Source organism: Roseateles sp. P2_H4 (genome assembly GCF_056403315.1).
Window position 1 is genome coordinate 35,333 of the sequence record NZ_JBFUFR010000006.1, and the last position, 22,378, is coordinate 57,710.

Sequence of the window (22,378 nt, forward strand, 5' to 3'; positions counted from 1 at the left end):
CGGTCACTTCTTGGGGGYGGTCAGCTTGCCGCCTTCCTTTTCGCAACTGCCCTTGGCGACGTACTTCCACTCGTTGGCGTCCTTGTCGGCCTTGGACTGGCCGGCGCAGGAATGGCTGCCGTTGGCGGTGGCGCAGTCGTTCTGGCCGGCCTTGGCAATGCCGTAGCACTTTTCCTTGGCGGCATCAGCAGCCTGGGCCTGGGCGACCACACCGAGGGACAGGGCGGCGGCCAGAGCGGAAGAAACGAGAGCTTGGGTTTTCATGGACAGGTCTCCAAAAGGTTGGGGGGTGGAAAGGCGACCGATGATGCGGCGGCGAGACTCAAGTCGCAAGACACTGCCAAGTCCTTACACTGCCCGCCGTCATGACCGCGTCCCCTGATTTCTGCCGCCAGATCGAGGCCCAGCGCCCCGCCCTGCTGAAGTACGCCCGGCTGCAGCTGCGCAACCCGGCCTGGGCCGAGGACGCGGTGTCCGAGACCCTGCTCGCCGCGCTGGAGAAGCCGCAGGCCTTCACCGGCGCCAGCCAGATCAAGACCTGGCTGGTCGGCATCCTCAAGCACAAGCTCATCGACCAGATCCGCAAGAACTGCCGCGAGCTGTCGACGACGGCCAGCAGCGACGACGGCGAGGACCTGGACGAGCTGCTGTTCGCCACTGACGGCCATTGGCGCGACGCCCAGCATGACTGGGGCAACCCGGAGGACTCGCTGCGCCAGGTCGACTTCATGCGGGTGCTGGAAGCCTGCGTCGAGAAGCTGCCCGGCCAGCAGGGGCGCCTCTTCATGATGCGGGAGTGGCTGGAGCTGGATTCCGACGAGATCTGTAAGGAACTGGCGATCACGCCGACGAATCTGTGGGTCATGCTGCACCGCGCCCGGCTGAGGCTGCGGGACTGCCTGCAAGCCGGATGGTTCAACGCAGCGCCCGCTGGAGGAGCGACTTGATCAAGTTGAAGATCACATGCCGGGAGGCCACGCAGATCACGCTGCAGGCCGAAGACCGCCGCGTGCCGCTGGCCGAGCGCCTGTCGCTGCGCCTGCACCACCGCATCTGCACCAACTGCCGGCGCTTCTTCCGCCAGGTCCACCTGATGCGCCACGCCAGCGCGCGCTGGCGCCAGTACACCGAAGAATGATCAAGCCACCGGCGCGCCTTCGTCGGGCGCCGCTGACGCCAGCTCTTCATCCCCCGACAAGGCAATCGCGATCGCCAACCTGATCGCGTCGATCTGGGCCGCCAGGCTCATGCTGGCCACCGTCGGCTGGCTGCGCGCCGCCTGCTCGGGCAAGGCCGGGATGTGGATGAAACCGCTCATCAGGCCGCGGCCGGCCAGCTGGTGCTGCAGCTCGAAGAACACCTGGTTGCAGACAAAGGCGCCGGCCGACAGCGACAGGCCGGCGGGGTGGCCGGCGGCGCGCAGGCCGTTGCGCATGGCCTTGATGGGCAGCGTCGAGAAGTAGGCCGCGGGCGCGCCCTCGCGCACGGCCACGTCCTGCGGCCGCTCGCCGGCGTTGTCGGCGATGCGGGCGTCGATGAGGTTGACGGCCACGCGTTCGATGGAGATCTCGGTACGGCCGCTGGCCTGGCCCAGCGCGATGGCCAGCTCGGGCCGCACCTCGGCCAGCACTTGGGCCAGCGCCGCGGGCGCCGTGCCGAAGCTCGTCGGCAGGCAGCGTGCCTGCACCGTGGCGCCCGCGATGACCTGACCCTGCAGGGCGCGTGCGACTTCCCAGGACGGATTGATGGCCTCGCCACCAAAGGGTTCGAAACCGGTGATCAGGATGTTCATGGCTGCATTGTCTCGAAGCCCGACCGTTACCGCCGACCCGTGTTTTTCGGGGGAACGGGCCGGCCACCGCCCTTCATAATCATCGGCACCCCCTGCTGCCCCCGCCCATGACCGACCCGTCCCAGCCCCTGTCCTGGCCCCACGGCGATGCCGATTCCCCTGCCGCAGGCGCGACGGGCCCGGCTTCCGGTTTCCTCTGGCCCAGCCCGCCGTATGCCGCCTACCCGCAGCCGCAGGTGCAGCGCGGCCCAGAGGCCTGCGAGATCCTCGGCCTGAACAACAGCCGCAGCATGGGCCAGTTGCTGCAGTTCGATGCCAGCGATCGCATCGTGCAGATCAATGTGCCGCCGGCGCGCAACAGCATGCCGCTGAAGTTCAGCCAGTTCCGCGCCGTCAAGCTGCTGCGCAACCTGGCGGTGCCGCCGCGTGACGCCAGCGACCTGAACTCGCCGCTCAGCGTGGACCAGCGCCCACGCAGCGACTTCCGCATCGTCTTCAACGGTGGCGACGAGCTCAAGGGCGTGACCATCGGCCACCACCACGACAACTTCGGCCTCTTCCTGTTCCCGCCGCTGGCCGACGATGACGACTCGGTCCGCCGTGTCTTCGTGCCGCGCGAGGTGCTGGCGCATTTCGAGATCGGCGAGCGCCTGGGCGACATGCTGCTGAAGGACGAACTCGTCACCCCCGAGCAGCTCAACGCCGCGGCCGTCGAGCAGAGCGACCTGCGCCAGCGCCGCGTCGGCGACATCCTCGTCAACCAGCAGATCGTCACTGCCGAGCAACTGCTGCAGGCCGTCGAGCAGCAGGCCCGCATGCCCATGGTGCGCATCGGCGAGGCCTTGCTGGCGCTGGAGCTGGTCACGCCGGAGCAGCTCGAAGTGGCCCTGGTGCAGCAGCGCGACGACCGCTCGGTGCCGCTGGGCGAGCTGCTGGTGCGCCGGGGCGTCATCAGCCGGGCCCAGTTGCAGTCGGCGCTGGCGCGCAAGATGGGCTATCCGGTCGTCGACGTCGAGAACTTCGCCGTCGAGCCCGACGCCGTGCGCAAGCTGCCGCATGCGGTGGCCAAGCGCCTGGAGGTGCTGCCGCTGGTGCTGCGCGACGGCCGCCTCGTCGTTGCGATGGAGGACCCGACGCGACGCGACGCCATCGACGAGGTCGAGTTCATTACCCAGCTCAAGGTCGTGCCGACGCTGACCAAGCTCGGCACGCTGCAGTTCGCGATTCCCTCGGCCTTCGATCGCTACGGCGCCGAGGCCCTGCCGCGTGGCAGTGGCGGCGTCGACCCTCTGCCCGACTTCCAGCCCGACTTCACGCTGGAAAGCTCCAACAAGCTCATCGAGAGCCTGGAGCGCGACAGCAGCGAGCGCACGGCCAAGGAAGAAGAGTCGCCCATCGAGCAGAGCGACAACTCGCTGGTGCGGCTCATCAACTCGATGATCATCGAGGCGCACAACCAGGGCGTGTCCGACATCCATATCGAGACCTACCCCGGCCGCGAAAAGCTCAAGATCCGCTTCCGCCGCGACGGCGTGCTGCAGCCCTATCTGGAGCTGCCCTACACCTACCGCAACGCGATGATCGCGCGCATCAAGATCATGTGCGACCTCGACATCTCCGAGCGCCGCAAGCCGCAGGACGGCAAGATCAACTTCGCCAAGTACTCGCCCCAGCACAAGCTGGAACTGCGCGTCGCCACCATCCCGACCAACAACGGCCTGGAAGACGTCGTCATGCGCCTGCTGGCCAGCAGCAAGCCCATGCCGCTGGAACGCATCGGCCTGAGCGCGGCCAACCTGGCCGCCCTGCAGGCGGCCGTGGCCCGGCCCTATGGCATGGTGCTGTGCGTCGGCCCGACGGGCTCGGGCAAGACGACGACGCTGCACTCGGCGCTGAGCCACATCAACACACCCGAGCGCAAGATCTGGACGGCCGAGGACCCGGTCGAAATCACCCAGGCCGGCCTGCGCCAGGTCCAGGTGAACCCCAAGATCGACTGGACCTTCGCCAAGGCCCTGCGCGCCTTCCTGCGTGCCGACCCCGACGTCATCATGGTCGGCGAAATCCGCGACCAGGAGACGGCCGAGATCGCCGTCGAGGCCTCGCTGACGGGCCACCTGGTGCTGTCGACGCTGCACACCAACAGCGCGCCCGAGACCATCACCCGCCTGCTCGACATGGGCATGGACCCCTTCAACTTCGCCGACTCCCTGCTGGCCGTGCTGGCCCAGCGCCTGGTGCGGCGCAGCTGCTCCGCCTGTCGCAGCAGCGAGCCCATGCAGGAGTCCGAGCTGCAGGAACTGCTGGACAACTATCTGCATGTCTTCCCCGCCGAGGGCAGGCCCAGCAAGCTCGCGCTGATGTCGGACTGGATCAAGTCCTATGGCCAGGGCGGCCGGCTGATGAAGTACCACAGCCCGGGCTGCACGGCCTGCGGCGGCAGTGGCTTCAAGGGACGTGCCGGCCTGCACGAACTGCTGACTGTGTCAAAGGACATACGCCGCATGATCCAGACCGGCGCCCGCGCCGAGGAACTACATCACGCTGGCCTCGCCGAAGGCATGCGTTCGCTGCGCCAGGACGGCATCATCAAGGTCTTGCAGGGCATCACCACCCTCGCCGAAGTCCAAGCCACCAGCAATGCCTGACCCGAAAGCCAGAGCCGATGAGTGAAGCGCCCGCAGAAGCCGCAGCCGCCCCACGCCCCAAACTGCGCCTGGGCGACGTTCTCGTCGAACAGCAGCTGATCTCGGCCGAACAGCTCGGCCAGGCGCTGGAGCTGCAGCGCGCCACCGGCAAGAAGCTGGGCCGCATCCTCATCGAGGCCAACCTCATTACCGAGGAGGCCCTGGCCCATGTGCTGGCCCGCCAGTTGCGCGCGCCCTTCGTCAACCTCAAGACCTTCCCGCTCAAGACCGACCTGGTGCGCCTGCTGCCCGAGACCCCGGCGCGGCGCTTCCGCGCCCTGGTGCTGGAAGAACGCGGCGACACCTTGCTGGTCGCCATGGCCGACCCGCTGGACCTGTTCGGCTTCGACGAGCTGGCCAAGATCCTGAAGCGCCGCCTGGCCATGGCCGTCGTCGCCGACAGCCAGCTGGCCGCCGTCTTCGACAAGCATTACCGCCGCAGCGACGAGATCTCCGGCCTGGCCAAGGCGCTGGAAAAGGACATCGGCGACGCCGTCGACTTCGGTGCGCTGCAGGCCAGCGTCGGCCAGGAAGGCGCGCCGGTCGTGCGCCTGCTGCAGTCGGTGTTCGAGGACGCGACGCGTGCCGGCGCCTCCGACGTGCACATCGAGCCCCAGGAGGGCGAGCTGCTGATCCGCAACCGCGTCGATGGCCTGATGCAGACGCTCACGCAAGCCGACAAGCGCATCGCGCCGGCCCTGGCCCAGCGCCTGAAGCTGATGGCCGGCCTGGACATCTCCGAGAAGCGCCTGCCGCAGGACGGCCGCTTCACGCTGCGCCTCTCCGACCGCACGCTGGACGTGCGCCTGTCCACCATGCCCAGCCAGTACGGCGAATCCGTCGTCATGCGCCTGTTGGGCCAGGGCTCGGCGCTGCGCCGCCTGGGCGACATCGGCATGCCCGACGACATGCTCAAGCGCTTCCGCGAATTGCTGGGGCGCGACTCCGGCATGCTGCTGGTGACCGGGCCGACCGGCTCCGGCAAGACGTCGACGCTTTACGCCGCCCTGGCCKAGCTGGACTCCGAGAAGCTGAAGATCATCACGGCCGAAGACCCGATCGAATACCGCCTGCCCGGCCTGACCCAGGTGCAGGTCAACGACAAGATCGAACTCGATTTTGCCAAGGTGCTGCGCGCCGCGCTGCGCCAGGATCCCGACGTCATCCTGGTGGGCGAAATGCGCGACGCCGAGACGGCCGAGATCGGCCTGCGCGCCGCCATCACCGGCCATCTGCTGCTGTCCACGCTGCACACCAAGGACACCGTCTCGACGCCCTTCCGCCTGCTGGACATGGGCGCGCCACCCTTCATGGTCGCCACCTCGCTGCAGGCTGTGCTGGCCCAGCGTCTGCTGCGCGGCGTCTGCAAGCACTGCGCCGAGCCGCATCTGGCCTCGCCGCAGGAGCAGGCCTGGATCAACGAGGTGCTGGCCATGAACGGCGAAGCACCGGGGCCCGTCAAGAGCGTGGCCGGCCGTGGCTGCGCCGAGTGCAACGGCACCGGCTACCAGGGCCGGCGCGGCATCTACGAGATGCTGGAGATGGACCCCGACATGGCCCTGGCCATCCAGAACAGCGACGCCGGCGCCTTCCTGACGGCCGCCCGCAAATCACTGCGAGGCAAAACCCTGGCCGACCGCAGCCTGGCCCTGGTGCGGGAAAACAAGACCTCGCTGGCCGAGGCGGTGCGCATCAGCGTGGACGCTGAATGACAGAGTTGGAGCCCCTCGTCCAATCTCGCCTCGTTGAACGCGGGCGAGCCGGGAGCGGCCCAGCGCTCGGCCCGGAATACGTGGTATGAACTTCGCATTCAAAGGGCGCAACGGCCGTGGTGAACTGGTCGAAGGCATCGTCGATGCCCTCAACAGCGACGCGGTGGCCGCCCAGCTGATGGCCGGCGGCGTCGTGCCCGTCAGCATCGAGGCGACGAACGAGGCCGTCAGCGTGGCCGGTGGCAGCAACTGGCTCGAGGCCCTGCTCGCCAAGCCCATCACCCAGGAAGACGCCCTGGTCCTGACGCGCCAGCTCTACACGCTGCAGAAGGCCGGCGTACCCATCCTGCGCGCGCTGGCCGGCCTGGAGGCCTCCACCAGCCATCCCGGCATCATCGCCCTGCTCCAGGACGTGCGCGCCAGCCTGGACCAGGGCCGCGAGCTGGGCACCGCCTTCGCCCGCCACCCGACCGTGTTCAGCACCTTCTACGTCGCCATGACCCGCGTCGGCGAGCTGACGGGCAAGCTGACCGAGGTCTTCCAGCGCCTGGCCGAGCACCTGGAGTTCGAGCTCGACATCCGCGCCCGCATCAAGCAGGCCCTGCGCTATCCCATCATGGTCATCATCGCGATGGCCATCGCGTTGATCGTCATCAACGTCTTCGTGCTGCCCAAGTTCGCCGACGTCTTCTCCCACTTCAAGACCGAGCTGCCGCTGATGACGCGCATCCTGCTCGGCTTCTCCGCCTGGACCTTGAAGTGGTGGCCGCTGGTCGTCGCCGCCGGCATCGGGGCCTTCCTGGCCTGGCGCAACTGGATTGCGACACCGAGCGGCCGCTACACCTGGGACCGCTTCAAGCTGCGCCTGCCCATCGCCGGCAACATCGTGCTGAAGGCCACGCTGGCCCGCTTCGCGCGCAGCTTTGCGCTGGCCAGCAGCTCGGGCGTGCCCATCAGCCAGGCGCTGACCGTCGTGGCCCAGACGGTGGACAACGCCTACATCGGCGCCCGCATCGAGCAGATGCGCGACGGTGTCGAGCGCGGCGAGAGCATCTCGCGCTGCGCGACCGGCACCGGCGTGTTCACGCCCATCGTGCTGCAAATGATTGCGGTGGGCGAGGAGACCGGCGAACTGGACACCCTGATGACCGAGATCGCGCAGATGTATGAGCGCGAGACCGACTTCGCCATCAAGGGCCTGTCCGCGGCCATCGAGCCCATCCTGCTGACCATCATCGGCGGCATGGTGCTGGTGCTGGCCCTGGGCGTCTTCCTGCCGCTGTGGAACCTGGGCCAGGCGGCCATGGGGCGTTGAAACGACGCCCGGGGTGTGAAGCTTGCAACGGATTGCAGGCTGATGTGGGCCCGTCATAAAACTCGTGCGCTATTCACTTCTCATCGCTGGCCCGCTGGCCGATAGTCCCGTCACTCCCCGGACCACAGCGCAGCAAGCGCAGGAAGGCACCCATGAACAAGTCTATGCAAGCTGGCTTCACCCTGATCGAGCTGGTGATGGTCATCGTCATCCTCGGCGTGCTGTCTGCCGTCGCCCTGCCCAAGTTCGTCGCCGTCGACGACGACGCCAAGCAGGCGGCCGTCAACGGCGTTGCCGGCGCCCTGAGCTCCGCCTCCGCCATCAACTACGCGGCCAAGAAGGCCAACAGCAGCAATGGCGTGACCGTGGCCAAGTGCTCCGACGTCGTCGGCGCGCTGCAAAGCGCGCTGCCCACCGGCTTCTCGGTGACGACGGACAGCACCGTGACCGCCAACGTCACCGTCAGCACCTGCGTGCTGACCGGCCACACGAACAAGACGGCCACGTTCACCGTCACCGGTACCTGATGACCCCCATCCCGCGCTCCGCCGCGGGTTTTACGCTGATCGAGCTCATCCTCGTTCTCGTGATCACAGCCGCCCTGGCGGTGTTCGCCCTCCCCAAGGTGGTGGACACGACGCTCTGGCGGCTGCGTACTTTTGGCGACGACCTGCAGGCGCGCCACCAAGCCATGCTGAGGCTGGCGCTGCAGCAGCGCCGCCCCATCGTCGCCACCATCACGGCCACCGGCGTCAGCTGGGCCTACGGCAGCGGCGCTGCCATCAACGCCCTGCCCTGCCCGGCCACCGAGAGCCCCTGCATCTCCGGAGGCGGCACCGTGACCTTCAACAGCGGCAACAGCGGCGCGACCGCCACCAGCAGCGGGGGCGCCATGACCGTCACCGTCGCCTACGGCAGCTACAACCAGGCCTACCGCATCGAGGCGGATACGGGCCTGATCTACCCGACACCTTGAGGCTTGGATGATGGGTTGCTCGGCTAGCATTTCCCGCATGCCGGCCATGCACCGCAGGCGGCTCACGCGCGGCCTGACCCTGATCGAACTGCTGCTCTTCGTCGTCGTCGTCGGCATCGCGCTGGCCGCGATCCTGAAGGTCTTCGTCACCGCGACGACGGCGAGCACCGACCCCATGGTCCGCCGCCAGCAGCTGGCCATCGCCGAATCGCTGCTGCGCGAGGTCGAGCTGATGCCCTTCACGTGGTGCGATCCGGCCCAGGACCCCAACGTCGACACGGTCGCCAACGCCGCGGCCTGCACGTCGCCGGAGAACAGCGGCCCCGAAGCCGGCCAGACCCGCTACGGCCCGGCCAACTTCTTCAACAACGTCAACGACTACGCCGGTTTCTCCATGGCCGGCATCCGCGACGTGACGAATACGGCCATCACCGGGCTGTCGGGCTACTCCGCCTCGGTGGCCGTCGCCGCTGCGGCCCTGGACACCGTCCCTGCGGCCGGCGACGCGCTGAAAATCACCGTCACCGTCACCGCCCCCGACGGCAGCGTCATCAGCCTGCAAGGCTGGCGCACGCGCTACGCCCCCAACAGCGCGGACTGACCATGCGAACCGAGCGCGGCTTCACGTTGATCGAGTCGGTGATGGTCATCGCCATCACCGGCATCGTCATCGCCATCGTGGCCGTGTTCATCGTGCCGGCGACGAAGGCCTATTTCTCCAGCAGCGCCCGTGCCCAGCTCGGCGACCAGGCCGACACCGCCCTGCGCCGTATCGCGCGCGACCTGAGCCTGGCCCTGCCCAACAGCGCCCGCGTCTCCGCCAGCGGCATGAGCCTGGAGCTCATCCCCGTCAGCGGCGCGGCACGCTATGCCGTCGAGCCACCGCTGGACGCCCTGCTGTTCGGCGTCGCAGACGCCAGCTTCGCCATCGTCGGACCGGCCCTCAAGCTCAGTCACGCCAGCCAGCAACTCGCTTGGTACAACCTCGGCGCCGGCATTCCCGATGCCGACGCCTACACGCTCAGCAATGTGCGCACCTCCAGCAGCGGCGCCGGCAACGCGACCAATGTCGGCCTGACCGGCGCCGCCCTGCCCACCTCGCTGCTCGCGCCGCCCTACCGCGTCTACGCCATCGAGCCGCCCGTCACCTACCGCTGCGACTTGAACGCAAGGACGCTGACGCGCCATACCGGCTACGGCTTCAACGCCGTGCAGCCCGACCCGCCGTCCGGCGGCACGAGCGCTGTGCTGGCTCGCAACGTTTCGGCCTGCACCTTCAACTTCAACCCCGGCGCCGTCGCGGCCCGCTTTGCCCTCGTCACGCTGCAGATCACGCTGCAGGACCGCACCCCTCAGACCCCCGCCGAGGCCGCCCTGGTGGAGTCGGTGTCCCTCTACCACGCCGTCCATGTGGACAACCTGCCATGAGGACAGCGATGCGATCCCAGCGCGGCTTTGCGAACCGGAGTACCGGTTTGGCGTACCGGGGTACCGGTTTCACGATGATGTCCATGCTCTTCATCCTGGTGGCGCTGGCGGCCATGGGTGTGGCCCTGGCCTCGCTGAGCCAGCGCCAGCAGCTCGGCTCCGCCGGTGAGCTGGCGGCGGCCAAGGCCTACCAGTCGGCGCTGGCCGGCCTGGAATGGGGCAGCTTCCAGGTCCTGCGCGGCGGTGCTGCCCAGCCGGCCTGCTTCGCCGCCAAGAGCATCGCCCTGCCCGATCAGCTCTCCGACTTCACCGTCACGGTCACCTGCGTACGCACCCCCGCCGCCGGGACCGTCGTGGACGGCGACCTGACCCTGGCCTTCTACGAAGTGCAGGCCACCGCCTGCAACATCACGAGCGGCGGCGCCTGCCCCAACGCCGGCACCACCGAACCTGCATACGCCGAGCGCCAGCTCAGCCGCACCTTGTCGTACAAGACATGCACGCTGCCCGCCACCTCCTGCTGATCGCGCTCGCGCTGCTGTGCGGCCTGGCCCAGGCCGCGTCCAGCTACACCTTCCGCAGCGACAGCTATGCCTGGGAGACATCGGCCAACACCATCACCTGGGACCGCACCTGCACCAGCTACCCCGGTGACGACGACAAGGCGACGATCACCTTCACCGGCGGCTTCAAGTTCACCTTCGCCGGCACCGCCTACACCTCGGTGCGCGTGCTGACCAACGGCGGCCTGCAGTTCGGCACCGACACCGGCTTCTTTCGCACCTACACCAACACCACCCTGCCCGCCGGGGCGTCCGGGGCGCAGAGCGGCTGCACGAACGCGGCCACCACCAACGTCATCCTGGCCTACTGGACCGACCTCGACCCCAGCCGCGCCGGCAGCGGCGGCGTGACCTGGGAGCAGAAGGGCACGGCGCCCAACCGCTATGTCGTCGTGTCCTGGAACGGCGTCTACCAATACAACACCAGCACGCCCTACACCTTCCAGATCATCCTGTTCGAAAACGGCGAGTTCAAATACCAGTACGGCAACGCCAATGCCAGCGGCTCCAACGCCACCATCGGCGTGCAGGTCAGCAGCACCGACACCACCCAGTACTCCTACAACAGCGGCTACAACGCCAACGGCAGTGCCATCCGGTGGTTCGTGCCCAACGGCACGCCGACCCGCCGCGCCGAGTACCGCTTTGACGAGTACAGCTACAGCGGCCGCGTCGGCGAGGTCGCCGACAGCACCGCCAACAGCAACAACGGCGTGCGTGCCGGCACGGCCACCACCGTGGCGGGCGGCTATGTCTGCCGCGGCCTCAGCATCCCGAGCAACACGACGAGCACGAGCAGCGCCGTCGACACGCTGCTGGACGTCAACTCCGCCATCGGCGACAGCGGCGCCGTGACCTTCTGGTATGCCGCCAACACGACCTGGAGCAGCGGCGCCGCCATGCTGCTGGACGCCACGACGTCGACGAGCCGGCCCTTCTTCCTGGTGCGCCAGAGCGACGGCTCGCTGCGCGCGACGCTCTCCGACGGCAATGGCACGCTGCTGTCTGCCACCACCGCCGCGCAGGTCGTCACCGCCGGCACCTGGAAGCACATCGCCATCAGCTGGCGCCTGGCGGCCGGCGCCGGCCAGAGCAGCCTGCGCATCTACATCAACGGCCTGCAGGTCGGCGCCGCCAGCGCCACGACGACGGGCAGCCTGGACAACAGCATCGGCACCCTCTTCGTCGGCGACAACCGCAGCACGACGGCGCCCACCAACGGCACGCTCAACTCGGCCAACGGCACCATCGACGAGATGCGGGTCTACAACTACGACATCAGCGCCGTCGAGCTGACAGCCGACATGGCGCCGACCCACAGCTGCCCGCCGCCGCTGGATCACATCGAGGCCTTGCCCAGCGCCGCCATCGCCAGCACCTGCGCGCCCACCACCGTCACCGTGCGGGCCTGCAGCGACGCCGCCTGCAACACCGTCATGACGGGCTACACGGGCACCGTCAACCTCAGCACCTCCAGCAACCGTGGCGACTGGGCGCTGGGCTCGGGGCCCATTCCCCTCGGTGTGCTGACGCCCGGCACGCCGGGCAGCGGCAACGCCAGCTACCGCTTCGTCGCCACCGACTTCGGCGTCGCCAGGTTGCAGCTCTCGCACAGCCTGGCCCAGTCGGTCCGGGTCACGGCGGTGGACAGCCTCACGCCGAGCACGACGACGACGTCGACCGCCATTCAGTTCAACAACAACGCCTTTGTGTGGGCCGAGGACCTGAGCAGCAAGATAGCCGGCAGCAACATCGCCGTGGCCGGCCGTCCGCACGACCTGCAGGTCTCGCTGATCAAGAAGGACCCGAGCACCGGCAGCTGCGGCGTCGCCACCGACTTCAGCGGCACGCGCAACATGAAGCTGTGGCGCACCGACAGCAGCGGCAGCTGGACGGCGCCGACCATCGTCACGCCCGCACTCACGGTGCCCGCCACGCGGCCATCCAGCAACAACCTCGCCCTCGCCTTCACGGCGGGGGTGGCCACACTGAATCTCGGCACGACCGACGTCGGCCAGTACACCCTCAACCTGGACGACGACTCCCTCGCCTATGCCAGCGCCACCATCAGCGGCAGCCTCGGCCCGCTGACCGTGCGACCCTTCGCCATCGGCGTCAGCGGCCTGACGCTGGCCGGCACCGCCAACCCCGGCGGCAGCAATGCGAACGACACCGTCTTCGGCAGGGCCGGCGCCAGCTTCTCGGCGACCGTGGCCGCCTACCGCTGGAGCGCCAGTGCCGACAGCGGCGGCGACGGCGTGCCCGATGCCGCCTCCACCCTGGCCCAGGTCAGCGCCAGCGGCCTGACCGCGAGCTTCAACAGCAGCGTCAACCTGACCCCCGTGGCCGCCTCGCAGACGCCCGCGGGCGGCGTGCTCGGCAGCCTCAGCAACAACGTCGTCAGCGGCTTCTCCGGGGGCACGGTCACCGTCGCCAACCTGGCCTACAGCGAGGTCGGCAGCTTCCAGCTCAACACCAGCGCCGTGGTTGGCAACTTCCTGGCCAGCGGCCTGGCACTGGATGCCGTGGTGTTCAATGCCAGCGGCAGCGCCCAGCAGACCCGTGTCGGCCGCTTCATCCCGGCGGGCTTCGCCGTCAGCGGCGCGGCCTTCACCCACCGCAGCGCCATGGCCTGCGTGCCGGCCTCCGCCTTCAGCTACCTGGGCGAGGACATCGGCGTCGCCTTCACGCTGACGGCCCAGAACGCCGCCGGCGCGACGACACAGAACTACACCGGCGCCTTTGCCAAGCTCGTCCCCGCGACGCCAGCGACCCACAACTTCGCTGGCATTTCCGGCACGACGATGTTCAGGGCGGCCCAGTACACCCTGTCCAACGGCGCCGGCGTCTGGAACAACGGCGTCGCGAACGTCAGCTTCACCGTCAACATGACGCGCGGCGCCGCGCCGGTCGGGCCTTTCAATGCCGCGCAGTTCGGCATTGCGTCGACGGAGCCCACGACGGGCGACGGCGTCGGCATGCTGGCCTTCAACCTCGACACTGACCATCCCGCGAACGTTGCTGACAGCACATTGCTCGGGCAAATCCCCCTGCGCTATGGTCGGCTGCGCCTACAAAATGGCATGAGCGCCGCTGACCGCACGCTGAGCCTGCCGCTGACCGCCCAATACTGGGACAGCGTCACCAACACCTACAAGATCAACGAATTGGATTCCTGCACCCGCGTCACCGCTGCCAATCTCAGCTTCGGCAACTTCCGCAGGACGCTCGCGGCCGCCGACGCCGTCATGAATCCGAATTCGGTCACCGTGAACCCGGTGGGCAATACCTTCATCACGTTCAACCGACCCAGCGCCGGCCATGTAGGCAGCATGGACGTCGCCATCGCACTGGGTGTCGGCGCCAATCCGAGCGACAGCTCCTGCATGCCGGCCGGCTGGCGCACGACTGCCGCCACGACCGGTGCCAACCTGGCCGCCCTGCGCGGCGCCTGGTGCGCCGGCAACAGTGACCCCAGCGCCCGCGCCACCTGGGGCCTTTACCGCGGCAGCAACGGCGTCGTCTACCAAAGGGAAAACTACTGATGCGTTGGCCCTGGTCCCCCAGCCGAAGCGGCCAGCGCCTGCTGCTGCGCCGTGTTGGCGAGCAGCACGCCTTCGTGCTGACCGACGGCCCGCCCGGTGATGATCCCGCCCGGCTGCTGCGCTGGGGCCTGCTGCCCGAGGCAAGACCCGTCCCCGCCGGCGACGCCATCGCGCTGCTGGACCCGGCGGACTACCAGATCCTCAAGGTCGACACGCCCAGCGTGCCGCCGGAGGAGCTGAAGGCCGCGGCGCGCTGGCAGATCAAGGAGATGGTCGACGTCGACGTGGCGGAACTGACGCTGGACGTCATGCACGTCGGCGGCGACGTCGAGCGGGCCCAGCGCCAGCTCTTCGTCATCGCCGCCCGCAACAGCGCCATCAAGGCGCTGACCGACGGCGCCGCGCCCATCAGCGACAACATCGCCATCGTCGACGTCTGGGAAACGGCCCTGCGCAATCTGCTGGCCGTGCAGACCCGCGCCGACGACCTGGCCGCACGCGCCTGCGCCGCCGTCCACATCGACGAGCGCCACTGCCTGCTCGTCGTCTGCGCCGGTGACGAGCTTTTCTACACGCGCCGCCTCGAAGGCGATGCCGGCCTGCTGGCCCGGGCGCGCGGCGAGCAGCCCGACGCTGGCGTCGCCGAGCTGCCGCTGGGCTTCGAATACCAGCCCGGCGGCACCTTCGACGCCAGCACCACCCAGGAGTCGCCGCTGGTCGTCGAGCTGCAACGCTCCATCGACGTCTGGGAGCGCAGCTGGCCGGAGCTGCCGCTGGCGCGCCTGTACGTCATCACGGCCGAACATGGCGCCGAAGTCGCGACGCTGATCCAGCGCGAACTCGGCCAGCGCACCGTGGCCCTGGACCCGCTGAAAGCCTTCGCGCCGCAGGCCCCGGCTCCCGAGGGCGACGCCGCCAAGGCCCTCGGCGCCTGCCTGCCGCTGCTGGGCGCCGCCCTGCGCACGGAGACAAGAAAACTGTGATGCCCCCACGCTCACTTCATTCGCTGCCCCCCGAGGGGGCGCCAGTGCCGTTCGGGCGGCCGGGCGGGCACTGCTGATGGCCCAGCAAATCAATCTGCTCACGCCCATCCTGCTGGCACCCAAGCGCTATTTCTCGGCGCTGACGCTGGTGCAGGCGACCGGCCTGCTGTGCCTGGCCGGCCTGGCGACGACGTTGTGGCTGCAGCAGCGCGACCGCAGCGCCGAGCTGGAACACCAAGCCGTCCTGGCCCAGTACGCCACTGAACGCCAGCAACTGATGGTGGCCAGGGCCAACCTGCCCGCCCCGCTGGACGCAGCCACCGTGCAGCAGCAATTGCTGCCGCTGGAGGCGGGCAATGCCGACCGCCGCGCCCTGCTGCAGGTGCTGGGCCACGATGCGGCCGGGCAGCGCCATTCCGATCTGCTGGCGCTGATTGCCCGCACCCTGCCCGAGCCGGCCTGGCTCAGCGAGCTGCGCTACACACCGGGCCGCGTCGAACTCGTCGGCGGCACGCTGGACACGGCCGTGCTGCGGCCCTGGCTGGCCAAGCTCTCGGCCCACCCGCTGCTGGCCGGCCAGGAACTGTCGGCCCTGCGCGTCGAGCGCCTGGGGGCGCCGGGCACCGAGACCAGCAACAACCCGCTGCTGACACGTGGCAGCCCGCTGGCCGGCAGCAGCCTGCCGGTCTGGGCCTTCCGCGTCGTCAGCGCGCCGGCCCAGGCGGCGGCCGCTGCATCCGGAGCGACGCGATGAAGGCTCAGACCCCCATCGATCTCGCGCTGCTGCGCCGGCGCCTGGCGCCCCTGCTGCAGCGCTGGGAGCGCCAGGCCAAGCGCATCGACGCCCTCAGCCTGCGCGAGCGCGCCATCCTCTTCCTCAGCATCGTGGCCGTGCTGGTCCTGCTGTTCGACAACTACGTGCTGTCGCCGCAGTCCGCCCGCGCCAAGCTGCGCAGCGACGCCCAGGCCCAGCAGGCCACCGAGATCCGCAAGCTGCGCGAAGAGTTCATCGCCGCCAGCGGCAGCAGCGCCGCCAGCCCCGCCGCGCAATTGCAGGCCCAGCTCGAAGCCGCCCRCAACGAACGCCACCGCCTGGACAGCGTGCTGCGCCAGGCCAGCGCCGTCAACCCGGCCGAGGGCCTGTCGGCCCTGCTGCAGCGCGTGCTGGCCCAGCAGCCCGGCCTGGTGCTGGAGCGGCTGACGCTGCTGGAAGACACGCCTGTCACCCTGCCGTCGGCCTCGGTGTCGGTCGTGGCCATGGTGACCGGCGCTTCCGCGCCTGCTGCACCGGTCGCTCCGCAACGCCCCGTGCTGCCCGCCATGCCGGGCATGGCCTGGCAGGGTGTCGAGTTGCAGCTGCAAGGCAGCTATCGCGACACGCAGCGCTATCTGCAGGCCCTGGAGCACGAACTGCCGGCCCTGCGCTGGGGCGAGATGCGCCTGGGCAGCAACGGCCCCAACGAAGCGCCGCGCCTGCTGGCCCAGATCTATCTGCTGAAGGTGCAGCCATGAAAGCGGCATTTCTCGCCCTGCTGCTGGCCGCCGCCCAGGCCCAGGCCGCCGACGAGCCCACGCGCGACCCGACGGCCTGGCCGCCCGCCTTGCGCAGCGCCATGGCGGCCGCCTCGGCCGCGTCGGCGGCGTCCGGCGTCGAGCCCGTCGAGAACGCCATCCGCCATGTCGTTTTCGCCGGCGGCCGGGCCTATGTGGTGCAACGCGGCCGCCGCTATGGCGTCGGCGAACAGATCGAAGGCGCGCGCATCGAGCGCATCACCGAACAGGCCGTCTGGCTGCGCGAGGCCGGCCAGGTCCGGCGCGAGCCGCTGTACGGTGGCGTCGAGAAGCGCCCGCCCCCGGAAGCCGCAGCCGCGGCCTCCGGTGTCAAGAAATCCAAGGAGAAGCCATGAAGGCCCCCGTCCAACGACTCCTGCTGACGAGCATCGCCGCGGCGCTGCTGGCAGGACTGTCTGGTTGTGCCGACAAGCCGCTGCGCGTGGCCCAGCCCAGCCAGGCCCTGCGCGAGGAACTGCAGGCCCAGCGCGCCGCGCCACCGGCCTCGGCCGCATCCAGCGCGCCCGCGCCGGCCGTCGTGGCCACACCGGTGCCGGCCCCCTACCCGGCACTGCCGCCGGAACCGCGCTTTGACCTCATCGTCAATGGCGCACCGGCCCGCGACGTCTTCCTGTCCCTGGTGAGCGACACGCGCTACAGCATGCTCGTGCACCCCAGCGTGTCGGGCCAGCTGTCGGTCACGCTCAAGGGCGTCACGCTGCGCGAATCGCTGGACGCCATCCGCGACGTCTACGGCTTCGACTATTCCATCGACGGCCGCCGCATCACCGTCTTCCCGCCCGCGCTGCAGACGCGCGTCTTCACGATCAACGCCCTGGCCCTGCAGCGCAGCGGCCGCAGCGACGTGCGCGTCAGCTCCGGCGCCGCACCGGCCAGCACGCCCAACAACACCGGCAGCGGCGGCAACACGCCCACCGGCAGCAATGGCAGCAACGGCAGCAGCAACACCGTGCTGCAGCAGGACAGCACCCAGCTCAGCACCAAGGTCAGCAGCGACTTCTGGGCCGAGACGACGAATGCCTTGAAGGCCCTGGTCGGCAACGGCGATGGCCGCACCGTCATCGTCAGCCCGCAGACCGGCACGGTCGCCGTGCGCGCCATGCCCGACGAACTGCGCCATGTCGAGGCCTGGCTGAAGGCGACGCGCATCGCCGTCGAGCGCCAGGTCATGCTGGAGGCCAAGATCGTCGAGGTCGAACTGCGCGAGGGCTACCAGAGCGGCATCGACTGGTCGCGCATCGGCGAACGAACCAGCATCGGCCAGACCAGCGTCAACCCGTCCATCCCGACCGGCGTCAGCACCATCATCAACCCGCTGGTCAGCAACTCGCGCGGCTTCCCCGTGCTGTCCACCGGCACGCAGAGCCCGGCCTGGCCCGACCTCATCCCGCTGCCCTCGGCGGGCGGCGGCACCCTCGGGCTGGCGCTCGCCCGCGGCGGCTTCCAGGCGCTGCTGGCCTTCGTCGAGAGCCATGGCGACACGCAGATCCTGTCCAGCCCGCGCATCGCGACGCTGAACAACCAGAAGGCCGTGCTGAAGGTCGGCACCGACGACTACTTCATCACCGGCATCAGCGGCAGCAACAGCGGCAGCAACAACGGCACGACCGGCACCAACGGCACGACCAACCAGATCCCGACGCTGACGCTGACGCCCTTCTTCAGCGGCATCGCGCTGGACGTGACGCCGCAGATCGACGCGGCCGACATGATCACGCTGCACATCCACCCCTCGGTGTCCAACGTGACCGAGAAGATCAAGCAGGTCGACCTCGGTTCGGTGGGCAACTTCCGCCTGCCGCTGGCCAGTGCCAGCGTCAACGAGAGCGACACCGTCGTGCGCATCCCCGACGGCCATATCGTCGCCATCGGCGGCCTGATGCAGATGGAAGCGACCCGCCGCGGCTCCGGCGTGCCGGGCGCCGACAGCAACCCGCTGACGTCGATGCTGTTTGGCAACCGCGCCAACAACGGCCGCAAGCGCGAGCTCGTCGTCCTCATCAAGCCCAGCATCATCCGCAGCGCGGAGGACTGGGAGCAGCACAACCGCCTCGTCAGCCAGTCCCTGGACGACACGGAAGGCCGCTCGCGGCGCGTGATCAGGCTGGACGGGTCGGCGGCAGACTCGCCGAAGTGAGACCTCTGCCGACGCGGTTCAACCCAGCGTCGGCGCCTTCCTAGGCGTCCTCAGGATCGGGATCGCAGACGCGCCGGTTCGGGTCGGCGCCGATGGCCGCGCGCTTGCGAGCCTGCGCCTGCTGCTGCTCCGCGTCCTCCTCTTTCGGGAACTGCTTGGTCTGGATGATCTCGGTCTGCAGGACCTTGGTGTCAATGAAGGACGTCGGATATGCATGCTCGGCATCCCCGTCTGCCGCCTTGGTCTGGCTCAGCAGCGTGGCGAAGTTGCAGGCAAGGATCTTCATCGAATGGCCGCTGGCAGCATTGCGCTTGCCGAACTGCACGCCGATGTCGTGCCGCCCATAGCGCGCCGAGGTCGTCGATGTCGAGACGAAGCGCGGCGCCTCCAGGAACTCCCCGCCGTGATAGATCCTGTGGATGATGGGATAGGCCTGCCTGACGAGGCCTTCATGCCTCAGCCTCGTCCAATTCGTCACCGGGCTGGTGTTGAAGGTGAAAACCTCCTTGACGTCCTTCGACAGATAGCCCGCCTGCTGGGCAAGCCCGCCGCCCAGGGAGTGGCCCACCGCATAGATCTCGATCGCCTTGTTTTCGTCCTGCAGGCGCGCGATGAGCTGTGGAATATGGTCACGCGCCTCCCGGTACTGGCTGGACTCAAGGCCAAACGCCGCGGCAAAGCTGGTGCTCCAATCGGAGAGCCATTGGCCTGATCGGTTCTCCGTACCTCTGAAGGCAATCACGGCCTTGGTGATGCGGCCCGGCTTGTCTTCCTGCTCCGGCTTCTCGCGGTAGACATAGGTCTCGTAGAACAGGCCGTTCTCGCTGTTGCGGCACGGCGGCTCGGCATCGCCCGCAGGCGCCCAGCGCTCCCAACCTTGCCTGTCGTCGGCCGATCTCGGCATGCCGCGCAGGCGATTGCCCTTCCAGCCATCCTTGAGATAGTCGCACGCCTCACGGTCGCGCTGGCCATCCGGCAGCGTCAGCTCGCGACGATAGGCCGTCTCGGCAAACAAGGCCATGAGGCCGAAGCGCTTGGCTGCATCCACCAGGTAGCGGTCCTGGCGAAAGACGGCTTCGGTGGTGTCGTTATGCGCGTCATGCGACTTGCTGTCGGCGTCCCACGTCTTCAACGCACCGCAGCCCGTCGTGACCAGCACGATGGCGACGACGGCCCACAGCGTGGCCCTGGAAAAAATCCGTTTGAGCAGTTTCATGCATCTCTCCCTGGGTGCAGGGCGCCATACGTCGTGGCACCACAGTCGCCGCACAGGCTAGCTCAGCATCACCCGGCTCGCATCGGTGTTCCGCCTGAGACGGCGGCAGGCGGCACGTCACCAATCCGCTTCCATGGTGCCGCCGTGCACCTGCATGCTCCTGTCCGTGTAGCAATGGACTTCGAACGGGTTGCCGTCCGGGTCCTGCAGCCAGATCTGCCAGGTGAAGTCACCACCCAATTTCTTGGGTGTGTAGGCCACGCCCTGGGCATCGAGATGCGCCATCAGGCCCTCCAGGTCCTGGGTCTCCAGGCAGAAGTGGGCGATGCCGTTGTTCACCACCGGACCACGGCCTGGCTCCTCGAACAGTTCGAGATAGCACTGCTCCGCGACCTGCAGATAGCGGCCGAAGTCCCTGCCTTTGCGGGTGAAGTGGAAGACTTCGGTGAAGCCCAGCTTCGCGTAGTAGTCCAGCGAGCGCGACAGCTCGGTCACATGCAGGCAGACATGGGCAATGCGCTGGAAATGCATGCTGGCTGCTCCGTCAACGCACTGCCGGCAAGGCGCCCGGCAGATGCGTCGCCTCCCAGCCCAGCAGCTTGCGCAGATCCGCGGCAACCGGCAGCGGCTGCACGCCGTCGGGCACCCGCGCGAGCTCGAAGCGGCGCAGCTCCGGGCTGCTGAACACGGCGCCGTCGTAGGCCAGCAGCGCCCTGCCCCGGGCCTCGACGCCCGGCACCGCCTGGCGGAAGGCATCGAGGTCGCCAAAGCCCGTCTGGCAGGCTGCGCCCGTCACCGGCGCCCAATGGACCAGGGGCTGCCCCGTGCCGGCACGCAGATAGACATTGCCATCGACGCGGCTCGCCATCGCCTCGGTGACCTTGCCGCAGGTGACGGCCGCCTGCTCGACGCGCAGCAGCGGCCCCTTGACACTGGCATCGGCCACCAGCAGATTGGCCTCGAAGACATGGCCGACGCGCTCGTTGACGTCGGGCCCGGTCTGCGGATGCCAGCCGAAGTGGTCGCCCTGGGCGCTGCGCTCGTTGCGGTCGATCAGCACCGGCGAATTGACGAAGGTGTTGTGCACGACCTTGGCGCCCGCGCTGTTCAGCACGCGGATGCCCTGCTGGTTGTTGACGAAGACATTGCCGGCCACCGTGACGCCCTTCGAGATCTCGAAGAAGAGGCCGGCCTGCGTGCCTTCGACGTAGTTGTTGACGAAGACGCCGTCGTGGTTGCCGACGTCGTACCAGACCCCGTTGGAATTGGGCTGCTCGACGATGAGGTTGTCGCGCACGGTGACGCGGTTGGACTGATTGAAGATCTTCACCGCGGCCGGGAAGTAGCCGGTCAGCTTCTCGACGTTGTTGCGCCGGATCAGGTTGCGCTCCAGCAGCACGTCGGACGAGCCGATGACATAGATGCCCTCGGTGCTGGTGTCGCTGATCAGCGAGTTGCGGATGACGAGCCTGTCGCCGCGGAAATAGCCGGCCACGCGCGAGCAATGGCTGATGGTGACGTTCTCCAGCAGCGTGCCGACGACCTCCTTGCCATGCTCGGCCTCGGGGGTCGGACCGACGGGGTCGTCGGTGGGTTCTTCCGACACCTTGGTGGACGGCTTCTTGCCCTCGATGTCGATGGCGCGGTAGGCGTATTGCGTGAAGGTCAGGCCGCGCAGCGTCGGGCCCTTGCGGTCGGAAGCCTTGCCGTGCACGGCGCGCGAGGGGCGGTGCAGCGCGATGTCATGGGCCGTGATCTCGACCAGATGGCCGGCCGGGTTGGTGCCGATGTAGACATGGCCCTTGTCGTAGTCGACGAAGAAGCCCTTGGTGCCGACCTCGCCCTCCCAGCCCACCGACTGCAGGGCCTCGCCGTCGACGAAGACCATGTCATTGTTGAAGCGGTGCAGCGGCGTCTTCATGCCTTCGCGCTCACGCTGCCACCAGCCCATGGGCTGGGCCGGGAACAGCGTCGCCCACCTGGTGCGCCAGAGGTTGTTGCCCAGGTTCTGCCAGTCGGCGGCCACCCGGGTGCCTTTCAAGACGGGAACTTCGTCCAGATAGGGCTGGATGGTGATGCCCTGGTTGAGCTGCAGGCCGCCAGTGCGGTAGGTGCCGCCGCGCATGACGATGGCGTCGCCGGTGACGACGCGGGTGATGGCCGACTCGATGGACGTCGGCGCGTTGATCGATGCGCCGGACGCTTCGGCCTTGCCGTCGGGCGCCACGAAATAGACGTGGGCCGCCTTGGGCATCGCATAGCGCTGCGGTACGGGGCCATAGGGGCCGCCCGAGGGCTGGGCGATGGCGCTGGTACCCAACAGTTGCAGGGCCAGCAGTCCAAGGGCGCCGACCCAGCGGCGGATGGGAAGCGAGGAAGTCATGCAGTCTCCAGGCGCCAAAGGTAGCGCTACCAATTCTTGTGGGCCGCACGCTACCACGTCTTGAGACTG

The 22,378-nt window shown here is 68.6% G+C and carries 21 protein-coding genes; 16 read left to right on the plus strand and 5 right to left on the minus strand.

The annotated features are described in order from the left end of the window. Nucleotides 1-3: 3 nt before the first annotated feature. Nucleotides 4-264, minus strand: a complete 261-nt coding sequence (locus AC1DW3_RS06285; RefSeq protein ID WP_477929651.1) for a BufA1 family periplasmic bufferin-type metallophore — start codon at nucleotides 262-264, stop codon at nucleotides 4-6. A gap of 101 nt (nucleotides 265-365) precedes the next feature. On the opposite strand from AC1DW3_RS06285, the gene AC1DW3_RS06290 reads away from it, so the two are divergent. Together AC1DW3_RS06290 and AC1DW3_RS06295 are read left to right on the plus strand one after the other, a co-directional pair. Next, nucleotides 366-947, plus strand: a complete 582-nt coding sequence (locus tag AC1DW3_RS06290; RefSeq protein WP_477929653.1) for a sigma-70 family RNA polymerase sigma factor — start codon at nucleotides 366-368, stop codon at nucleotides 945-947. Nucleotides 948-952: 5 nt separating this feature from the next. After that, nucleotides 953-1,138: an anti-sigma factor family protein gene (locus AC1DW3_RS06295; protein WP_477929655.1), complete on the plus strand. Its 186-nt coding sequence runs from the start codon at nucleotides 953-955 to the stop codon at nucleotides 1,136-1,138. Here AC1DW3_RS06295 and pcp read toward each other — a convergent pair whose 3' ends face one another. After that, nucleotides 1,139-1,792: a pyroglutamyl-peptidase I gene (pcp, locus tag AC1DW3_RS06300; RefSeq protein ID WP_477929657.1), complete on the minus strand. Its 654-nt coding sequence runs from the start codon at nucleotides 1,790-1,792 to the stop codon at nucleotides 1,139-1,141. 107 nt (nucleotides 1,793-1,899) lie between these two features. Here pcp and AC1DW3_RS06305 point away from each other — a divergent pair, with 107 nt between their 5' ends. The 14 genes from AC1DW3_RS06305 to AC1DW3_RS06370 all read left to right on the plus strand — a co-directional run bounded on the left by AC1DW3_RS06305 (nucleotide 1,900) and on the right by AC1DW3_RS06370 (nucleotide 18,710). Further along, the gene (locus tag AC1DW3_RS06305) at nucleotides 1,900-4,440 is read left to right on the plus strand and encodes a GspE/PulE family protein (protein WP_477929659.1); all 2,541 of its coding nucleotides are present in this window, start codon (nucleotides 1,900-1,902) and stop codon (nucleotides 4,438-4,440) included. 17 nt (nucleotides 4,441-4,457) lie between these two features. After that, nucleotides 4,458-6,191 carry a GspE/PulE family protein gene (locus AC1DW3_RS06310; RefSeq protein WP_477929661.1) on the plus strand — a complete coding sequence of 578 codons (1,734 nt, stop codon included), beginning with the start codon at nucleotides 4,458-4,460 and terminating at the stop codon, nucleotides 6,189-6,191. Between the two features lie 85 nt (nucleotides 6,192-6,276). Beyond that, a complete protein-coding gene (locus AC1DW3_RS06315; RefSeq protein ID WP_477929662.1) occupies nucleotides 6,277-7,506 on the plus strand; it encodes a type II secretion system F family protein in 1,230 nt (409 codons plus the stop codon). 152 nt (nucleotides 7,507-7,658) lie between these two features. Further along, the gene (locus tag AC1DW3_RS06320; RefSeq protein ID WP_477929664.1) at nucleotides 7,659-8,033 is read left to right on the plus strand and encodes a prepilin-type N-terminal cleavage/methylation domain-containing protein; all 375 of its coding nucleotides are present in this window, start codon (nucleotides 7,659-7,661) and stop codon (nucleotides 8,031-8,033) included. Beyond that, nucleotides 8,033-8,482 carry a prepilin-type N-terminal cleavage/methylation domain-containing protein gene (locus AC1DW3_RS06325; protein WP_477929666.1) on the plus strand — a complete coding sequence of 150 codons (450 nt, stop codon included), beginning with the start codon at nucleotides 8,033-8,035 and terminating at the stop codon, nucleotides 8,480-8,482. The genes AC1DW3_RS06320 and AC1DW3_RS06325 overlap by 1 nt, the downstream gene beginning before the upstream one ends. A gap of 37 nt (nucleotides 8,483-8,519) precedes the next feature. Next, nucleotides 8,520-9,083 (plus strand): type IV pilus modification PilV family protein, encoded by a 564-nt coding sequence (locus AC1DW3_RS06330; protein ID WP_477929668.1) that lies wholly within the window; start codon nucleotides 8,520-8,522, stop codon nucleotides 9,081-9,083. Between the two features lie 2 nt (nucleotides 9,084-9,085). Then, complete coding sequence (locus AC1DW3_RS06335; RefSeq protein WP_477929670.1) at nucleotides 9,086-9,910, plus strand: type II secretion system protein; 825 nt, start codon at nucleotides 9,086-9,088, stop codon at nucleotides 9,908-9,910. An 83-nt stretch (nucleotides 9,911-9,993) separates the two neighbouring features. After that, on the plus strand, nucleotides 9,994-10,434 hold the full coding sequence (locus AC1DW3_RS06340) for an agglutinin biogenesis protein MshP (protein ID WP_477929672.1): 441 nt from the start codon (nucleotides 9,994-9,996) through the stop codon (nucleotides 10,432-10,434). Then, nucleotides 10,407-14,018: a DUF6701 domain-containing protein gene (locus AC1DW3_RS06345; protein WP_477929674.1), complete on the plus strand. Its 3,612-nt coding sequence runs from the start codon at nucleotides 10,407-10,409 to the stop codon at nucleotides 14,016-14,018. The genes AC1DW3_RS06340 and AC1DW3_RS06345 overlap by 28 nt, the downstream gene beginning before the upstream one ends. Further along, a complete protein-coding gene (locus AC1DW3_RS06350; RefSeq protein WP_477929675.1) occupies nucleotides 14,018-15,001 on the plus strand; it encodes a hypothetical protein in 984 nt (327 codons plus the stop codon). Before AC1DW3_RS06345 ends, AC1DW3_RS06350 begins: the two co-directional genes overlap by 1 nt. 76 nt (nucleotides 15,002-15,077) lie before the next feature. Beyond that, a complete protein-coding gene (locus AC1DW3_RS06355) occupies nucleotides 15,078-15,755 on the plus strand; it encodes a PilN domain-containing protein (RefSeq protein ID WP_477929677.1) in 678 nt (225 codons plus the stop codon). Further along, nucleotides 15,752-16,513, plus strand: a complete 762-nt coding sequence (locus AC1DW3_RS06360; RefSeq protein WP_477929679.1) for a hypothetical protein — start codon at nucleotides 15,752-15,754, stop codon at nucleotides 16,511-16,513. The genes AC1DW3_RS06355 and AC1DW3_RS06360 overlap by 4 nt, the downstream gene beginning before the upstream one ends. Then, on the plus strand, nucleotides 16,510-16,908 hold the full coding sequence (locus AC1DW3_RS06365) for a hypothetical protein (protein WP_477929681.1): 399 nt from the start codon (nucleotides 16,510-16,512) through the stop codon (nucleotides 16,906-16,908). The genes AC1DW3_RS06360 and AC1DW3_RS06365 overlap by 4 nt, the downstream gene beginning before the upstream one ends. After that, nucleotides 16,905-18,710, plus strand: coding sequence for a secretin N-terminal domain-containing protein (locus AC1DW3_RS06370; RefSeq protein WP_477929683.1), 1,806 nt, complete (start codon nucleotides 16,905-16,907; stop codon nucleotides 18,708-18,710). Before AC1DW3_RS06365 ends, AC1DW3_RS06370 begins: the two co-directional genes overlap by 4 nt. Before the next feature lie 40 nt (nucleotides 18,711-18,750). Here AC1DW3_RS06370 and AC1DW3_RS06375 read toward each other — a convergent pair whose 3' ends face one another. The 3 genes from AC1DW3_RS06375 to AC1DW3_RS06385 all read right to left on the minus strand — a co-directional run bounded on the left by AC1DW3_RS06375 (nucleotide 18,751) and on the right by AC1DW3_RS06385 (nucleotide 22,309). Next, nucleotides 18,751-19,926, minus strand: a complete 1,176-nt coding sequence (locus AC1DW3_RS06375; protein ID WP_477929685.1) for a Tle-like phospholipase domain-containing protein — start codon at nucleotides 19,924-19,926, stop codon at nucleotides 18,751-18,753. A 117-nt stretch (nucleotides 19,927-20,043) separates the two neighbouring features. After that, the gene (locus tag AC1DW3_RS06380) at nucleotides 20,044-20,457 is read right to left on the minus strand and encodes a VOC family protein (RefSeq protein ID WP_477929687.1); all 414 of its coding nucleotides are present in this window, start codon (nucleotides 20,455-20,457) and stop codon (nucleotides 20,044-20,046) included. A gap of 13 nt (nucleotides 20,458-20,470) precedes the next feature. After that, a complete protein-coding gene (locus AC1DW3_RS06385) occupies nucleotides 20,471-22,309 on the minus strand; it encodes a right-handed parallel beta-helix repeat-containing protein (RefSeq protein ID WP_477929689.1) in 1,839 nt (612 codons plus the stop codon). Nucleotides 22,310-22,378 lie beyond the last annotated feature (69 nt).

Bases quoted from the DNA above. Each gene is read 5' to 3' on its own strand.
- AC1DW3_RS06290 (WP_477929653.1), top strand. From the start codon at position 366: ATGACCGCGTCCCCTGATTTCTGCCGCCAGATCGAGGCCCAGCGCCCC.
- pcp (WP_477929657.1), bottom strand. From the start codon at position 1,792: ATGAACATCCTGATCACCGGTTTCGAACCCTTTGGTGGCGAGGCCATC.
- AC1DW3_RS06305 (WP_477929659.1), top strand. From the start codon at position 1,900: ATGACCGACCCGTCCCAGCCCCTGTCCTGGCCCCACGGCGATGCCGAT.
- AC1DW3_RS06315 (WP_477929662.1), top strand. From the start codon at position 6,277: ATGAACTTCGCATTCAAAGGGCGCAACGGCCGTGGTGAACTGGTCGAA.
- AC1DW3_RS06320 (WP_477929664.1), top strand. From the start codon at position 7,659: ATGAACAAGTCTATGCAAGCTGGCTTCACCCTGATCGAGCTGGTGATG.
- AC1DW3_RS06325 (WP_477929666.1), top strand. From the start codon at position 8,033: ATGACCCCCATCCCGCGCTCCGCCGCGGGTTTTACGCTGATCGAGCTC.
- AC1DW3_RS06330 (WP_477929668.1), top strand. From the start codon at position 8,520: ATGCCGGCCATGCACCGCAGGCGGCTCACGCGCGGCCTGACCCTGATC.
- AC1DW3_RS06335 (WP_477929670.1), top strand. From the start codon at position 9,086: ATGCGAACCGAGCGCGGCTTCACGTTGATCGAGTCGGTGATGGTCATC.
- AC1DW3_RS06340 (WP_477929672.1), top strand. From the start codon at position 9,994: ATGCTCTTCATCCTGGTGGCGCTGGCGGCCATGGGTGTGGCCCTGGCC.
- AC1DW3_RS06345 (WP_477929674.1), top strand. From the start codon at position 10,407: ATGCACGCTGCCCGCCACCTCCTGCTGATCGCGCTCGCGCTGCTGTGC.
- AC1DW3_RS06350 (WP_477929675.1), top strand. From the start codon at position 14,018: ATGCGTTGGCCCTGGTCCCCCAGCCGAAGCGGCCAGCGCCTGCTGCTG.
- AC1DW3_RS06355 (WP_477929677.1), top strand. From the start codon at position 15,078: ATGGCCCAGCAAATCAATCTGCTCACGCCCATCCTGCTGGCACCCAAG.
- AC1DW3_RS06365 (WP_477929681.1), top strand. From the start codon at position 16,510: ATGAAAGCGGCATTTCTCGCCCTGCTGCTGGCCGCCGCCCAGGCCCAG.
- AC1DW3_RS06370 (WP_477929683.1), top strand. From the start codon at position 16,905: ATGAAGGCCCCCGTCCAACGACTCCTGCTGACGAGCATCGCCGCGGCG.
- AC1DW3_RS06375 (WP_477929685.1), bottom strand. From the start codon at position 19,926: ATGAAACTGCTCAAACGGATTTTTTCCAGGGCCACGCTGTGGGCCGTC.
- AC1DW3_RS06380 (WP_477929687.1), bottom strand. From the start codon at position 20,457: ATGCATTTCCAGCGCATTGCCCATGTCTGCCTGCATGTGACCGAGCTG.
- AC1DW3_RS06385 (WP_477929689.1), bottom strand. From the start codon at position 22,309: ATGACTTCCTCGCTTCCCATCCGCCGCTGGGTCGGCGCCCTTGGACTG.